A 14845-nucleotide genomic window follows, 5' to 3' on the forward strand; every position below is an offset into this window, starting at 1 on the left:
CAATCAGGTGCATCACGTCCGTACAGGGGGGATGATCTCCATGGCTGACACGAAGAAGAAACCCGCGGCCAAGTCCGGCAAGTCCAAGAAGCAGGCCATCAAGACCAGCCGGCAGGCCAAGGAGACCAAGCGGGAAGGCACCAAGCCGACCGGCGAAGAGTGACCTTCCGGGCAGCCCTCCCAGGCTGCCCGTCCGGTGAGCTGATCGGACGGCCGAGGCGGGGGGCCTCGACCGTCCGATCGACTGTGGAGCTGCGCTCATGTCGGCTTACCTGCGCTTCCCCGCCGTGTTCCAGGACGTGGTGGTGTTCGCCGCCGAGGACGACCTGTGGATGGTCTCCGCCCAGGGCGGACGGGCGTTCCGGCTGACCGCGGGGCTGGCCGAGGCCGGCTACCCGCGCATCTCCCCGCGCGGCGACCAGCTCGCGTTCGTGGGACGCGAGGAGGGTCCTGAAGAGGTGTACGTGATGCCGGCCGGCGGCGGCGCGGCCCGCAGGGTGACCTTCCACGGCGCCCGCTGCACGGTGACCGGCTGGGACCTGGACGGCCGCATCCTGTACGCCAGCGACCAGGGCCAGCCCTTCGAGGGACGCAAGTGGCTGCACCGGGTGGCGCCAGGCGGGGTGCCGGAGCGGCTGCCGTACGGGCCGGCGAACTCCATCGCGTACGCGCCGGGCGGCATGATCGTGCTGGGCCGCAACACCGCCGACCCCGCCCGCTGGAAGCGCTACCGCGGCGGCACGGTCGGCGATCTGTGGATCGACCCGCGCGGCGACGGCGAGTTCCGCCGCCTGATCCGGCTGCCCGGCAACCTGGCCTCGCCCTGCTGGAGCGACGGCCGGGTGTGCTTCATCTCCGACCACGAGGGCGTCGGCAACGTCTACTCGTGCACCCCCGACGGTGACGATCTGCGCAAGCACACCCATCACGACGACTATTACGCCCGTAACCTGTCGGGCGACGGGCATCGCCTGGTCTACCACGCCGGCGCCGACCTGTACCTGCTGGAGCCGGGCGAGCCCGCGCGCCGGCTGGAGGTGCGGCTGGCCAGCTCCAGGACGCAGCGCAACCGCAGGTTCGTGGACGCCGCCGAGTTCCTCGACAGCGCCACCCTCGCCCCCGACGGCAGCGCGGTGGCGCTCACGACGCGCGGCAAGGCGTACGCGATGGGGAACTGGGAGGGCCCCGTGCGGCGGCACGGCTGCACCGACGGGGTCCGCTACCGCTTCCTGACCTGGCTGAACGACGGCGTCAGGCTCATCGCGGCGGCCAGCGACGACGGCGACGAGGAGCGCCTGGTCGTCCTGGAGCCGGCCGACGCCGGCGCGAGCGCCGGCCGGGAGGCGAAGGCGGACGCAGGAGCGGACGCGGATGTGGGGGCGGGTGCGAGGGCGGACGCGGGTGCGGGGGCGGACGCGGGTGCGGGGGCGGGGGCGGGTGCGAGGGCGGACGCGAGGGCGGGGGTCGAGGTGGCGCGGCTGGGGCGGATCAACGAGCTGGTGCCCGACCCGGCGCACGACCGGGTGGCGATCGTCAACCACCGCCACGAGCTGTATCTGCTCGACCTGTCCCAGGGCCGGTCGGTGCTGGTGGAGGCCAACCCGCACGGCGCGCCGGAGGATCCCGCCTGGTCGCCGGACGGGCGGTGGCTGGCGTACGCGAGCCCGCTCAACGCCCAGACCACCGCGATCAAGCTGCACCACCCGGAGACCGGCCGGACGGTGCAGGCCAGCGAGCCGGTGCTGAAGGACTCGATGCCGGCCTTCGACCCGGATGGCCGCTACCTGTACTTCGTCGGGCAGCGCGTCTTCTCGCCGGTCTACGACCAGCTCCAGTTCGACCTGGGTTTCCCGCTGGGCACCCGGCCGTACGCGGTGGCGCTGCGCGCGGACGTGCCCGACCCGTTCGTCCCCCGGCGGCACCCGCTGACGGACAAGGACGACGAGGACGACGAAGAGGAGGAGCACGAGGAGCCGCTGCGGGTGGACCTGGACGGGCTGGCCGGCCGGGTGACCGCGTTCCCGCTCCCGGAGGGCCGCTATGAGCAGGTGGCCGGGCTGCACAAGGACAAGGCGCTGCTGCTCACCAGCCCCTTGGAGGGCGACGGCACGCTGCACCTGTTCGACTTCGCCAAGGGCGAGAACGAGACGTTCGCCGAGGGCGTCACGGCGTTCGAGCTGGGCCGCGACCACCGCACGCTGCTGTACCGCGCGGACGACCGGCTCCGCGTGGTCAAGGCCGGCGAGGTGCCGGGCGACGGCGACAGGCCGGGGCGCGACAGCGGCTGGATCGACCTGTCGCGGGTCAAGGTGCCGGTCTGCCCTGAGGCGGAGTGGCGGCAGATGTTCCGCGAGGCGTGGCGGCTGCAGCTGGAGAACTTCTGGACCGAGGACATGGCGGGCGTGGACTGGGCGGCCGTCTACGACCGCTACCAGCCGCTGGTCGACCGGGTCACCACCCGCGGCGAGTTCTCCGACCTGCTGTGGGAGCTGCACGGCGAGCTGGCCACCAGCCACGCCTTCGAGAGCGGCGGCGAGTACCGCCCAGGCCCCGACTACAGCCAGGGCAAGCTGGGCGTGGACTGGGACCACCGGGACGGCGTCTACCACATCCGCTCGATCGTGACCGGCGACCGGTGGGACCCGCAGGCCACCTCGCCGCTGAACCGGCTCGGCCTAGACGTACGGCCGGGCGACGCGGTGCTGGCGATCAACGGCGCGCCGATCGGCACCGCGGCCACCCCGAACGAGCGGTTGGTCAACCAGGCCGGCGAGGAGGTCGAGCTGACGCTGCGGCGCGGCGAGCGGGTGTTCACGGCCACCGTACGCGCGCTCGCCGACGAGCGCCCGGCCCGCTACCGCGACTGGGTGAACCTCAACAGGGCCCGCTGCCACGAGCGCTCCGGCGGCCGGGTGGGCTACCTGCACGTGCCCGACATGGGGGCCGAGGGGTTCGGGGAGTTCCACCGGGGTTTCCTGGCCGAGTACGACCGGCACGCGCTCATCGTGGACGTGCGCTACAACGGCGGCGGGCACGTCTCGGCGCTGCTGCTGGAGAAGCTGGCCAGGCGGCGGCTCGGCTACGACTACCCGCGGTGGGGCGACGCGGAGCCGTACCCGCCGGAGTCGCCGCGCGGCCCGCTGGTGGCGATCACGAACGAGTGGGCGGGCTCCGACGGCGACATCTTCAGCCACACCTTCAAGCTGCTCGGCCTCGGCCCGCTGGTGGGCAGGCGCACGTGGGGCGGCGTGATCGGCATCTGGCCGCGCCACCAGCTCGCGGACGGGACGGTGACGACGCAGCCGGAGTTCTCGTTCGCGTTCGACGACGTGGGCTGGCAGGTGGAGAACTACGGCACCGATCCCGACATCGAGGTGGACATCACCCCGCAGGACTACGCCAGAGGCGTGGACACGCAGCTGGAGACGGCCATCGACACCGCTCTCGCGCTGCTCGCCGCGCATCCGCCGCACACCCCGGACCCCCGGCACCGGCCCGGAATGCAACCTTAGTCACCTCCCCGGCGTCTAATGATCATAGGTGGGGAAAGCGCACAGGGGATGAAGGACGCGTATCCCCCCGCCGAACACGACCGAGCCGGTGGTGAGGCTGACGCCCTCGCCACCGGCGATGTGTATGTACAGCTTTTCCGACGCTGATGGGAGACATGACAGGTGCGCGCACTGGCACGCAAGGGCAAGTCGGCGATGGTCCGGCTGTATCGGGGGTACGACCGGCGCAAGGCACGCACCGCGCCGCCGCCCTCGACCAGGCGGATCCGCATCCTCCTCCTGCACGCGCACGGGATGGGCGGCACGATCAGGACCGTGTTCAACCTGGCCGGGCACCTGGCCGACGAGCACGAGGTCGAGATCGTCTCCGTCCTGAAGGAGGCCGAGCAGCCGTTCTTCCCGATCGACCCGCGGGTGACGTTCCGCTATCTGGACGATCGTCTCAACCCCGGGCACGACCCCGTACGTGCGATGTTGTCGAAGCTGCCGAGCCGGCTGATCCCGAAGGAGGAGTCGGCGTACCACCGGTTCAATCTGTGGACCGACCTCAAGCTGGCCCGGTTCATCCGCTCGCTGGACGGCGGCGTGCTGATGGCCACCCGTCCCGGGCTGAATCTCGCGGTCGCCCAGTTAGCGCCACCGGGCGTCATCACGATCGGGCAGGAGCACGTGGCCCTGGCCACCCAGCCGGAGCCGGTGCAGGAGCTGATCAAGTGGCGCTACCGCCGCCTGGACGCGCTGGTCACGCTCACCAAGGCGGACCTGAAGGACTACCAGGACACGCTGAAGAAGCCGCCGCGCAAGCTGGTGCGCATCCCGAACGCGGTGCCGCCGATGAGCGGCGAGGTGTCCAAGCTCGACGCCAAGGTGGCCGTCGCGGTCGGCAGGATGACCCGGATCAAGGGCTTCCACCGGCTGATCACCGCCTGGGAGACGGTCGCGCAGGCGCACCCCGACTGGAAGCTGCGCATCTTCGGGGCCGGGCCGCAGGAGGAGAACCTGGCCAGGCAGATCGCGGAGGCCGGTCTGGAGGGCAAGGTCGAGCTGCCGGGGCCCACCACCGACGTCGGGGCCGAGCTGGAGAAGGCGTCGATCTACGTGATGAGCTCCCGTCACGAGGGCTTCCCCATGACGATCCTGGAGGCCATGGCGAAGGGGCTGGCCATCGTCAGCTTCAACAGCCCGCACGGGCCGAAGGAGATGATCAAGAACGAGGTGGACGGGCTGCTGGTCAAGCCGCGCACCAACGCGAACCTGGCCGCCTCCATCATCCGGGTCATCGAGGACGAGCAGCTGCGGCGCGACCTGGCGGCGGGGGCGCTGGAGAAGGCGCAGACGTACGACGTGGACGTGATCGGCCAGAAGTGGGACAAGCTCCTCGCCGACCTCCTGGCCCACCGCGAGGCCCGCTACCGCAAACGACTGGCCGCCCGGCGACCGGCATCGACCACCACGTGATCCCGGAGGTCAGACGCCGGTGCCGGTGAGCTCCACCGGCTCGGCGATGACGTCCACCAAGGCGCCGTTGCGGTGCACGGTGATGGGGAGCGGGCGGCCGATGGCGTCGGCGAACATCAGCCGCTGGAGGCTCTGCGCGTCGCCCACCGGGGTACGGCCCGCGCTCAGCACCAGGTCGCCCGCCCGCAGCCCGGCGCGTTGCGCGGGTGAGCCGGGCACCACCTCGACCACGCGCAGCGCCCCGTCCTGCCCGGTGCGCCGCCGCAGCGCCTCGGAGAGCGGCGCCGGTGAGGTCACCAGGCCGAGGAACGCCCGCCTGACCCGGCCGTCCCTGATGAGCGCGGCGATGATGGACCTGGTGGTCGCGTTGACCGGCACGGCCAGGCCGACCCCGACCCCGGCGACGGCCGTGTTGACGCCGACCACCCGCGCCTGCGCGTCGGCCAGCGCGCCGCCCGAGTTGCCGGGGTTGAGTGCGGCGTCGGTCTGGATGACGTCCTCGATGAGCCGCATGCCGGCCCCGCTGCGGGCGGGCAGCGAACGGCCGAGACCGGACACCACGCCGGCGGTGACCGACCCGGCCAGCCCGAGCGGGTTTCCGACGGCCACCACGAGCTGCCCCACCACGAGGTCGTCGCTGTCGCCCAGCTCGGCGGGCGGCGGGGTGGGGGTCCGCGCCCTGATGACCGCGAGGTCCGACAGCGGGTCGCGGCCGACCACCTCGAAACCGCCGGAACCGCCGTCGGCGAACGCCACGGTGCCGGACCGCGCGGTGCCGACGACGTGCGCGTTGGTCAGCAGGAACCCGTCGGCGGTGAACACCACCGCCGACCCGCTCCCCCGGCCGGCCCGCACACTGGCCACTTTCGGCAGCAACTCGGCCGCCACGGACGACACGACGCGAGAGTAGGCGTCGAGGGGATCCGCCATCACGCCCTCCAGGGAGATGATTACGTGCTTACACGCTAACTCCCGAAGCGCGCCATCGCGGGAACTGCTGAACGCGGTCAGGTCAGGGCCTGGGCGACGGCCATGCCGCAGTAGGCGGCGCCGAGGCCGGCGACCACGCTGGCCAGCGCGTTGGCGATCGCGTGGAAGCGGGCGCCCTCCTCGGTCAGCCGGACCGTCTCGTACCCGAGCGTCGAGTACGTCGTCAGCGCCCCGCAGAACCCCGTGCCCGCCAGCGCCATCACCCCGCCGTCCGCGGGCAGCGCGGCCAGGAAGCCCAGCAGCGCTGATCCGGCGACGTTGACGCTCAGCGTCCCCCAGGGGAAGGCGGTCTCGTGCCGCGCCTGCACGGCCCGGTCCGCCAGGTAGCGCAGCGGCGCCCCGACGGCCGCTCCGATCACGATCAGCAGCACCGTCATCGGGCTCGGCCTCCGGCCACCCGGCGGGTGAGCCACATGCCGGAGGCGACCGCCACCAGCGCCGCCGCCATGGTGGCCGCCAGGTAGACCAGCGCCGTCACCGGGGCTCCGGCGGCGACCGTACGCTGCGTGTCCACCACGTACGTGGAGAACGTGGTGTAGCCGCCCAGCACCCCCACCCCCAGGAACGGCCGCACGAGCCGGTGGGCCGTGCGGACCTCGGTGATGACCACCATGAGCACCCCGATGAGCAGGCAGCCCGACACGTTGGCGAGGAACGTCGCCCACGGGAACCCGCCGGGCGGCGTCGGCAACAGGGTCTGCAGCCCGTGGCGGGCCAGCGCCCCCAGCGCCCCGCCGGCCGCGATCACGGCGATGACCGGCCAGTGGAGCTCGGCCCGCTGGGCGGGGACGTGAAGATCGACGTCAGGATCGATGGGACGATCAGTCACATAACCCTCCCCGTGTCGAAATACCGCGCGCCGGGAATCTCTCTAGACAACCCGGAGCTCATGGAGGTCTGCTTGAGCACCAAGGACGCCATCGCCGTCCTCGCCGGAGCCATCATCGTCGCTTCCTTCGTCGGCACCGCCAGAACCCCGCCCGCCACCGCGGCCAGCCCGCTGGGCAACGTCAGCGGCACACTGCCCGGCTTGGCCCCCATCATCTCGGACGCGGAGAAGGCCGAGGCACGCGGGATCATCGAACGCCTGCGTACGAAGGGCTTCGGCCCCAACACCGGCTACGCCCGCACCCGCTACGGCGGCAACTGGGCCGACTCGGCCATGGGCGTCCCGTACGCGCGCAACGGCTGCCGCACCCGTGACGACCTGCTGGCCCGCGACGGGCGGAACGTGAAGTACCGCAAGGGCTCCGACTGCGAGGTCGTCTCCATGGAGCTGACCGACCCCTACACCGGCCGGGTGATCCACTGGCACAAGGACAACGCCGACGAGGTGCAGGTCGATCACGTGGTGCCGCTCAACTACGGCTGGCGGATGGGCGCGCCGCGCTGGTCGATGTCCAAGCGGCTCGACTTCGCCAACGACCCGCTCAACCTGCTGCCCGTGGACGGGCACGCCAATGAGCAGAAGGACGCCTCGGGGCCGGCGAGCTGGCTGCCCCCGAGGCGCGGCATCCGCTGTGCCTACGTGACCCGCTTCGCGCAGGTCGCGCTCAAGTACGACGTGCCGGTCCGCCCGGCCGACAAGAAGATCATGCTCAAGCAGTGCCGGTAGGTCAGCGCGGGTCGAACCAGCGGAAGCCCCGCCGGTACGTCTGCTCGGCCAGCACCCGCTGCCCCTCCGAGTTCGGGTGGAAATAGTCCCAGCGGCTGACGTGCTCCAGCGTGAACGGGTAGGAGAACACCGCTCCACCGTCGGTGCGGCAGCCGGGCCCGTACGCGGCGCACGCCGCGGCGGCGGCCCTGTTGTAGGCGATGACACGGGCCCGCACCCTGGCCCGGCGCTGGTCGTCGGCGCGGCGGGTGGAGGCGGGGTTGTCCAGCATCGACTGGCAGATGCGGCCGGCGCCCCAGAACGTCCTGGCCAGGGCGCTGGACTTGCCGACCTGCCACAGCCGCCGCAGGTCGGGGACGCTGGCGAAGAACACCCTGGCCCCCGGCATGCCGGCGCGCAGCTCGGCCAGTGCGGCGTCGATGCGGCGGCGGTAGGTGGCGACCGGGGTCATCTGCTGCTCGGTGCGGACGCAGGCGTCCTGGGCGCCTATGAGGATCGTCACATAGTCGGCCTTGGCCTCGACCGCCTTCCTCACCTGACCGAGCAGGTCGGCGCTGGTCGCGCCGGGCTTGGCGAAGTTCAGGTTGTTCTTCTGGAGCGTTCCGGACAGCTCCGACAGGCGCAGGTAGTGGCTGTTGACGTCCTTGTTGTCGCCGGAGGACCAGGAGCGGGCGGTGCAGGAGACGTACCAGCCGCAGGCGTTGAACCCGGTCGAGATGGAGTCGCCGAGCGCGGCCATGACCTGCGGCACGGGCTGGGCCAAGGGGGCGGCCCGCACGGCCGTGCCCGAGGCGGTGAGAACGACGGCGGCGGCGAGCACGGAGCCCAGGCGAGCGATCATGAGCACCAAGGTAGGGACGCGATGACCGGCCTGCCACGATCTCGAGGCGCGTACTGCCTGTTCAGGACCATCTTCATAGGGCGGCTTGACAACGGGGGCCGGCCGGGGCAGTGCTCAACAGCGGGCGGCGGCCGGTTCTTTCCCGGTTCTTGACGGGTAACAGTGCATTCACGGGGGTCCGAGTCGAACGTGTTCAGTTCCCGCATAGAGTGTCTTGAGTGAGTGTCGCGCTCGGAACAACCCGCCCGCTGCCGGTTCGCACCACCCCTGTAGGCGACCCCGGTGACCTGCTGGCGTCCCTCCCCCACACGGCCCCCTACGCCTGGGTCAGGAACGGAGAGGGCCTCGTCGGATGGGGTGAGGCCGCCAGGGTGGCCGTCCCTCCGGGGCCAGGACGGTTCGCCTGGGCCCGTAAGTGGCTGGCCACCGTCTTCGGTGAGGCGCAGGTCGACGACTCCGTACGCACGCCGGGCTCCGGGGCGGTCGCCTTCGGCAGCTTCACCTTCGACGAGGACGCCCACGGCTCCGTGCTGGTGGTCCCCCGGGCCGTGCTGGCCCGCAGGGACGGCCGGGCGTGGCTGACCACGGTCGGCGAATCGCCGCTGGAGAGGTTCACGCCCATCCGCGACCCCGGACGCATCAGCTACGGCGACGGCAGCCTGTCCGCGCCCGAGTGGGAGCACGTGGTGGCGCAGGCCGCCAAGCGCATCCGCGAGGGCGAGCTGGAGAAGGTGGTGCTGGCCCGCGACCTGGTCGCCACCGCCGAACGGCCGATCGACGTGCGGCTGCTGCTGTCGCGGCTGTCCGCCCGCTACCCCGAGTGCTACACGTTCTCGGTCGCGGGGCTCGTCGGCGCCACACCCGAGCTGCTCATCCGGCGCACCGGGCAGGAGATCGAGTCGCTGGTGCTGGCCGGCACCACCCCGAGGGGCACCGGCCCGGCCGACGACCTCGCGCGCGGTGCCGCGCTGCTCGCCTCGGCCAAGGACCGGCACGAGCACGAGTGCGCGATCGCCTCCGTACGCCAGACGCTGGCCCCGCTGTGCTCGTCCCTGACCACGCCCGACGAGCCCGAACTGCTGATGCTGCCCAACGTGCAGCACCTGGCCAGCCACGTCACCGGGCGGCTGGCCGACGGGGCTTCCGTGCTCGACGTGGTCGCCGCCATGCATCCGACGGCGGCCGTCGGCGGCACCCCGACCTCGACGGCGATCCAGGTCATCCGCGAGCTGGAGGGCATGGACCGCGCGGGTTACGCCGGCCCCGTCGGCTGGATCGACGCGCACGGCGACGGCGAGTGGGGCATCGCGCTCCGCTCTGGCCTCGTGCAGGGCCGCCGGGCCCGGCTGTTCGCGGGCGGCGGCATCATGGGCGACTCCGACCCGGCCGCCGAGCTGGCCGAGGCCCAGGCGAAGTTCCGCGTCATGCAGTACGCCCTGGAGGGCTGACCGCCCCGCGCCCGCCGCAGGAGGCCGGAACGCGCAGGGCCCTGAAGGGCGGGCGGGGTCAGACGGGGACGTGGAGGGGGTCGCCGAGGTCGACGCGGGCGCGGCCGGCCGTCAGTGTGGCGACCCAGTCGGTGAACGCCGCCACCTCGTCCTCCCCCACCGCGACGGCGAAGGTCACCTCGCCCGCGTACGTCACGTCGCGCACCGCGTGGCGGGAGGCCCGCAGGTCGTTCTCCACCCGCCCGGCCTGGTCGTGCGCGACGGCGACGTGGACGAGCCTGGCCGGCACCATCCGCACCGGCTCGGCCCGGTCGAGCGTCTCGGTGACGGCCGAGCCGTAGGCGCGCACCAGCCCGCCCGCGCCCAGCAGGGTGCCGCCGAAATAGCGGGTCACCACCGCCACGACGTCGCTGAAGCCCCGCCCCACCAGCGCCTGCACCATGGGCGTGCCCGCGGTGCCGCCCGGCTCGCCGTCGTCGTCGCCCTTCTGGATGCGCTCGCCGATGACGTAGGCGGTGCAGTTGTGGGTGGCGTCGGAGTAGAGCCTGCGGCGCTCGGCGATGAACGCGGCGGCCTCGTCGACGCTGCGCGCCGGAGCCAGCGCGCAGATGAAGCGCGAGCGCCGCGCCTCGGTCTCGTGCTGGACGACGGTGTTCAGGGTGAGGTACGGGGCTGGCACATCCGACAGGGTAGTCCCCCGCCGCGCGGCCCCGGCGAGAGCTACGATGCCGTCAGGTCGCCAGGACCGGGAGGGGTCTCATGGACAGTCCCAACGACACCGCGACCGCCGTCATGCCCTACGTGACGGCGGCGATCGACGCCTACGGCACCGGCGTGCTGGCCAGGACCCGCGAGCTGGCCGCCGGCACGGAGATGGCGAGGGGCGCGCGCATCCTGCAGCGGGTCTTCGGCCGCGGCGACGCCGCCTCCCGCGAGGTGATCGGCCGGGTGGCGGGCGCCAAGCCCGACGACGAGACCTGCCGGACCGCGCTCAGGCTGGCCCTCGCGGCAGAGCTCCGTGCCGACCCCCTGCTGCGCTTCGAGGTGGCGGCCATGCTCCCCCGCACTCCCGCCTGACGGGGGCGTGCGGCCATGCTCCCCCGCACTCCCGCCTGACGGGGGCGCGCGGTCATGCCTTCCCGCACCCCCGCCGGACGGGGGCGCGGCGAGCGAGGCCCTTCCGCCCTCCCGGCCGGGAGCGCGACGGCCTTGTCTCACCCCCGTCCCCGCCCCGACCGGAGGGGCGGTGCGGGGTGCACGGGTGCGGAGTGGTGGGTGTGCGGGACGCACAGGACGGCGGTGCCGGCTTCCGCGTACGGTGCGGCACATGAGTTATCGCGTCGCCATGGACATCGGCGGCACCTTCACCGACGTCGTCTGCTACGACGACAGGACGGGTGCCGTCACCGCCTCGAAGGCGCCCACCACGCCGGGAGACCTCGCCGAGGGCGTCTTCGCCGCGCTCGGACGGGTGATGGACGACCCGTCGGAGATCTCGTTCTTCGTGCACGGCACCACGCAGGGCCTCAACGCGCTGCTGGAGCGCAAGGGCGCGAGGGTGCTGCTGCTGGCGAGCGACGGCGCGCGCGACGTCTGCCGGATCGCGCGCGGCAACCGCGACCGCATGTTCGACCTGCGCTACCGCAAGCTGGAGCCGCTGGTGCCGCGCCGCGACGTGATGGAGGCGGGCGGCCGGCTGGACTACCGGGGGCGCGAGCTGCGGCCGCTCGACGAGGAGTCGGTACGCGCGGCGGCCCGCAGGGCGCGGGCCGAGGGGTTCGACGCGGTGTCGGTGTGCCTGCTGTTCTCCTACGTCAACCCGGACCACGAGCTGCGGGCGGGCCGGATCCTGCGCGAGGAGCTGGGCGACGACGTGCTGGTGGTGCTCTCGCACGAGGTGGCGCGCGAGTGGCGCGAGTACGAGCGCACCTCGTCGGCGGTGCTGGAGGCGTACACGGGGCCGGTGGTGCGGCGCTATCTCGCGGGGATCGAGCGGCGCTTCTCCGAGCGCGGGCTGGGCGTGCCCGTGCACGTCATGCAGTCGTCGGGCGGGCTGGTCAACGCCTCGTACGCGATGCGCAGGCCGCTGCAGACGCTGCTGTCGGGGCCGGTCGGCGGGACGATGGGCGGCGTGGCGGCGGCCCGGCTGCTGGGCCGCGACAACGCGATCTGCATCGACATGGGCGGCACCTCCTTCGACGTGTCGCTCGTGGTGGACGGCCGGCCCGACGTGAGCGCGGAGGCGAGCATCGAGGGCCATCCGGTGCTGATGCCGATCGTCAACCTGCACACGATCGGCGCGGGCGGCGGCTCGATCGCGTACGCCGAGGCGGGCGCGCTGCGCGTCGGCCCCGGGTCGGCGGGCGCCGACCCCGGGCCCGCCTGCTACGGCAGGGGCGGCACGCAGGCCACGGTCACCGACGCGAACGTGGCGCTCGGGCGGGTGGATCCGGCCTGGTTCGCGGGCGGGCTGATGACGCTGGACGCCGAGGCCGCGGGGGCGGCGGTGGCGGAGCTGGCGGGGCGGCTGCGGCTGGACCCGCTGGAGCTGGCCGAGGGCGTCTGCGCGGTGGCCAACGAGAAGATGGCGCAGGCCATCCGCACGCTCACGGTGGAGCACGGGGTGGAGCCGCGCGAGTTCGCGCTGGTGGCCTTCGGCGGGGCCGGGCCGATGCATGCCGCGTTCATCGCGCGGGAGCTGGGCATCTCCGAGGTGGTCGTGCCGCGCTTCCCTGGCGCGTTCTCCGCCTGGGGCATGCTGGAGGCGGACGTGCGCAGAGACCTGACGGACCCGTACTTCCGGCCGCAGGGCGTCCTCGACGGCGGCGACATGTCGCAGCGGCTGGTGGCCCTGGAGCGGGAGGCGCTCGACGCCCTCGACGCGCAGGGCGTGCCCGAGGAGCGGCGGCGCGTGGAGCACGCGGTGGACATGCGCTACGAGGGCCAGGACTACACGCTGACCATTCCGCTGCGCGACGCCACCGAGCCCGCCCAGGCCGGGTTCCTGGAGTGCGTGGCCGCTCGCTACGCCGAGGCGCACACGAGCCGCTACGGGCACGCCACCCCGGAGGCGCCGGTGGAGTTCGTGCTGCTGCGCAGCACCGGGTTCGGCTCGTTCCCCCGCACCGCCGCCCCCGCGGCCGGGGCCGAGGCGCCGCAGGAGGCCGGCGTACGGGATGTGATCTTCGACGGCGAGGTGCACCGCACCCCCGTGCTGCGCCGCTCCGGCCTGGACGGCGAGCTGACCGGGCCGGCGATCGTGGTGGAGGAGACCGCGACCACGGTCGTCCCGCCCGGCTGCCTGGCGAGCGTGGACGACAACGGCTTCCTCATCATGAAAGTGAACACGTGATCGACCCCGTCACCACCGAGATCATCCGCTGCGCGCTGCTGCAGGCGGCGGAGGACATGAACACCACCCTCATCCGCAGCTCCTACACCCCCGTCATCTACGAGGCCAAGGACTGCGCGGTCGCGCTGCTCGACCGCGACCACAACGTCCTCGGCCAGTCGTCCGGGCTGCCGATCTTCCTCGGCAACCTGGAGGTGTGCACCCGCGAGACCGAGCGCCTGTACGGGCCCGAGGTGTGGCGGGAGGGCGACGTGTGGGTGCTCAACGACTCCTACATCGGCGGCACCCACCTCAACGACGTCACCGTCTACGGGCCGATCTTCGCGGGCGGCGAGCTGGCCGGGTTCGCCGCGTCGCGCGCCCACTGGCTGGACGTCGGCTCCAAGGACCCCGGCGGTTCCATGGACTCCACGTCGATCTTCCAGGAGGGCCTGCGGATGGGCCCCGTCAAGGTGTACGAGGGCGGCGAGCCCTGCCGTGACCTGCACGAGCTCATCTCCCGCAACGTGCGCTTCCCGCACGCCACGCTGGGCGACCTGCGCGCCCAGGTGAGCTGCGCGATGACCGGGCAGCGGCGGCTGAAGGAGATCGTCGACCGGTGGGGCCTCGCCACGCTGGCCGAGGCGCGCGAGCAGATCTTCGCCCAGACCGAGCGCATGGAACGCGCGGCCATCGCGGCCGTCCCCGACGGCGTCTACCGGGCCTCGGGCTACCTGGACAACGACGGCATCGACCTCGACACCCCGCTGCCGGTCACCGTGGCGGTCACGGTGTCCGGCGAGAGCATGCACGTGGACCTCACCGACTGCGCCGACCAGGCGACCGGCCCGGTCAACTGCGGCGCCGCGCAGGCGGTGGCCGCCGTGCGGGTCGGCTACAAGCTGCTGGTCTCCGGCGACGTGCCGTTGAACGGCGGCTCGTTCCGCCCGCTGTCGGTGCGCACCAGGCCGGGCTCTATGCTGGCCGCCGAGTCGCCGGCCGCCTGCCAGTACTACTACTCCCACCTGGGGCTGCTCATCGACCTGGTGGTCAAGGCGCTGGCGCCGGTGCTGCCGGACAAGGCGGCCGCCGCGTCGTACGGCGACTCGATGATCGTGCAGTTCACCGGCACCGACCCGCGCACCGGCAAGCTGTACGTCTCGCAGGAGGCCACCGTCGGCGGCTGGGGCGCCTGGGAGGGCGGCGACGGCGAGAGCTGCCTGATCAACAACGTCAACGGGTCGCTGCGCGACATGCCGATCGAGGTGCTGGAGACGTTGTTCCCCGTCCGTGTCACCCGCTACGAGGTGCGCCCCGGCACCGGCGGCGCGGGGCGCTGGCGGGGCGGCAACGGCGTGGTGCGCGAGTACGAGTTCTGCGGCGACACCTCGCTGTCGCTGTGGTTCGAGCGGTCGGTGACGCCCGCGTGGGGCCTGGCGGGCGGCGCGGACGGCGCGCCGCCGCGCGTCACGCTCAACCCCGGCACGCCGGACGAGCGGCACATGCTCAAGGTCAACGCGCTGCCCGTCAAGGCGGGTGACGTGCTGCGCTGCGAGTCGGGCGGTGGCGGCGGCTACGGGCGGCCGGAAGAGCGCGCGCCCGAGGCGGTGGCGGAGGACCGCGCGGAAGGCATGGTCACCGGATGAGACC

General features: G+C 72.8%; 13 protein-coding genes. 8 read left to right on the forward strand and 5 right to left on the reverse strand.

Translation table 11 applies throughout. The annotated features are described in order from the left end of the window. Window positions 1–40 precede the first annotated feature (40 nt). From AB0K18_RS06220 to AB0K18_RS06230, 3 genes are all read left to right on the forward strand, one after another. Window positions 41–163 carry a hypothetical protein gene (locus AB0K18_RS06220; RefSeq protein WP_355423612.1) on the forward strand — a complete coding sequence of 41 codons (123 nt, stop codon included), beginning with the start codon at window positions 41–43 and terminating at the stop codon, window positions 161–163. Window positions 164–260: 97 nt separating this feature from the next. Continuing rightward, window positions 261–3512 carry a PDZ domain-containing protein gene (locus tag AB0K18_RS06225; protein ID WP_364910619.1) on the forward strand — a complete coding sequence of 1084 codons (3252 nt, stop codon included), beginning with the start codon at window positions 261–263 and terminating at the stop codon, window positions 3510–3512. Window positions 3513–3674: 162 nt separating this feature from the next. Next, window positions 3675–4970: a glycosyltransferase family 4 protein gene (locus tag AB0K18_RS06230; RefSeq protein ID WP_364910621.1), complete on the forward strand. Its 1296-nt coding sequence runs from the start codon at window positions 3675–3677 to the stop codon at window positions 4968–4970. A gap of 9 nt (window positions 4971–4979) precedes the next feature. Here AB0K18_RS06230 and AB0K18_RS06235 read toward each other — a convergent pair whose 3' ends face one another. The 3 genes from AB0K18_RS06235 to AB0K18_RS06245 all read right to left on the reverse strand — a co-directional run bounded on the left by AB0K18_RS06235 (window position 4980) and on the right by AB0K18_RS06245 (window position 6789). Beyond that, window positions 4980–5900, reverse strand: a complete 921-nt coding sequence (locus AB0K18_RS06235) for a trypsin-like peptidase domain-containing protein (RefSeq protein WP_364910623.1) — start codon at window positions 5898–5900, stop codon at window positions 4980–4982. A 77-nt stretch (window positions 5901–5977) separates the two neighbouring features. Further along, complete coding sequence (crcB, locus tag AB0K18_RS06240; RefSeq protein WP_364910626.1) at window positions 5978–6337, reverse strand: fluoride efflux transporter CrcB; 360 nt, start codon at window positions 6335–6337, stop codon at window positions 5978–5980. Continuing rightward, window positions 6334–6789, reverse strand: a complete 456-nt coding sequence (locus AB0K18_RS06245; RefSeq protein WP_364910629.1) for a CrcB family protein — start codon at window positions 6787–6789, stop codon at window positions 6334–6336. The genes crcB and AB0K18_RS06245 overlap by 4 nt, the downstream gene beginning before the upstream one ends. A 72-nt stretch (window positions 6790–6861) precedes the next feature. On the opposite strand from AB0K18_RS06245, the gene AB0K18_RS06250 reads away from it, so the two are divergent. Continuing rightward, entirely contained in the window at window positions 6862–7575 is a 714-nt protein-coding gene (locus AB0K18_RS06250) for an HNH endonuclease family protein (RefSeq protein ID WP_364910632.1), read from the forward strand. Window position 7576: 1 nt separating this feature from the next. Here AB0K18_RS06250 and AB0K18_RS06255 read toward each other — a convergent pair whose 3' ends face one another. After that, window positions 7577–8416, reverse strand: a complete 840-nt coding sequence (locus tag AB0K18_RS06255) for a GDSL-type esterase/lipase family protein (RefSeq protein ID WP_364910635.1) — start codon at window positions 8414–8416, stop codon at window positions 7577–7579. A gap of 218 nt (window positions 8417–8634) precedes the next feature. Between AB0K18_RS06255 and AB0K18_RS06260 the strand changes: the two genes are divergently transcribed. Then, window positions 8635–9864 carry an isochorismate synthase gene (locus AB0K18_RS06260; protein ID WP_364910637.1) on the forward strand — a complete coding sequence of 410 codons (1230 nt, stop codon included), beginning with the start codon at window positions 8635–8637 and terminating at the stop codon, window positions 9862–9864. Between the two features lie 58 nt (window positions 9865–9922). On the opposite strand, the gene AB0K18_RS06265 is transcribed toward AB0K18_RS06260, so the two are convergent. Next, on the reverse strand, window positions 9923–10543 hold the full coding sequence (locus AB0K18_RS06265) for a YigZ family protein (RefSeq protein ID WP_364910639.1): 621 nt from the start codon (window positions 10541–10543) through the stop codon (window positions 9923–9925). An 80-nt stretch (window positions 10544–10623) separates the two neighbouring features. Between AB0K18_RS06265 and AB0K18_RS06270 the strand changes: the two genes are divergently transcribed. The 3 genes from AB0K18_RS06270 to AB0K18_RS06280 all read left to right on the forward strand — a co-directional run bounded on the left by AB0K18_RS06270 (window position 10624) and on the right by AB0K18_RS06280 (window position 14841). Beyond that, complete coding sequence (locus tag AB0K18_RS06270; RefSeq protein WP_364910641.1) at window positions 10624–10941, forward strand: hypothetical protein; 318 nt, start codon at window positions 10624–10626, stop codon at window positions 10939–10941. A 250-nt stretch (window positions 10942–11191) separates the two neighbouring features. After that, complete coding sequence (locus AB0K18_RS06275) at window positions 11192–13216, forward strand: hydantoinase/oxoprolinase family protein (RefSeq protein WP_364910643.1); 2025 nt, start codon at window positions 11192–11194, stop codon at window positions 13214–13216. Further along, entirely contained in the window at window positions 13213–14841 is a 1629-nt protein-coding gene (locus tag AB0K18_RS06280) for a hydantoinase B/oxoprolinase family protein (RefSeq protein ID WP_364910645.1), read from the forward strand. Before AB0K18_RS06275 ends, AB0K18_RS06280 begins: the two co-directional genes overlap by 4 nt. Window positions 14842–14845 lie beyond the last annotated feature (4 nt).

Origin of the sequence: Nonomuraea sp. NPDC049421 (genome assembly GCF_040677005.1) — a bacterium.
GTDB lineage: Bacteria > Actinomycetota > Actinomycetes > Streptosporangiales > Streptosporangiaceae > Nonomuraea > Nonomuraea salmonea.

What these genes read in the sequence shown, in the direction of transcription:
- AB0K18_RS06220 (WP_355423612.1), top strand. Translation starts at nt 41, where the DNA reads ATGGCTGACACGAAGAAGAAACCCGCGGCCAAGTCCGGCAAGTCCAAG.
- crcB (WP_364910626.1), bottom strand. Translation starts at nt 6,337, where the DNA reads ATGACGGTGCTGCTGATCGTGATCGGAGCGGCCGTCGGGGCGCCGCTG.
- AB0K18_RS06275 (WP_364910643.1), top strand. Translation starts at nt 11,192, where the DNA reads ATGAGTTATCGCGTCGCCATGGACATCGGCGGCACCTTCACCGACGTC.
- AB0K18_RS06270 (WP_364910641.1), top strand. Translation starts at nt 10,624, where the DNA reads ATGGACAGTCCCAACGACACCGCGACCGCCGTCATGCCCTACGTGACG.
- AB0K18_RS06255 (WP_364910635.1), bottom strand. Translation starts at nt 8,416, where the DNA reads ATGATCGCTCGCCTGGGCTCCGTGCTCGCCGCCGCCGTCGTTCTCACC.
- AB0K18_RS06225 (WP_364910619.1), top strand. Translation starts at nt 261, where the DNA reads ATGTCGGCTTACCTGCGCTTCCCCGCCGTGTTCCAGGACGTGGTGGTG.
- AB0K18_RS06235 (WP_364910623.1), bottom strand. Translation starts at nt 5,900, where the DNA reads ATGGCGGATCCCCTCGACGCCTACTCTCGCGTCGTGTCGTCCGTGGCG.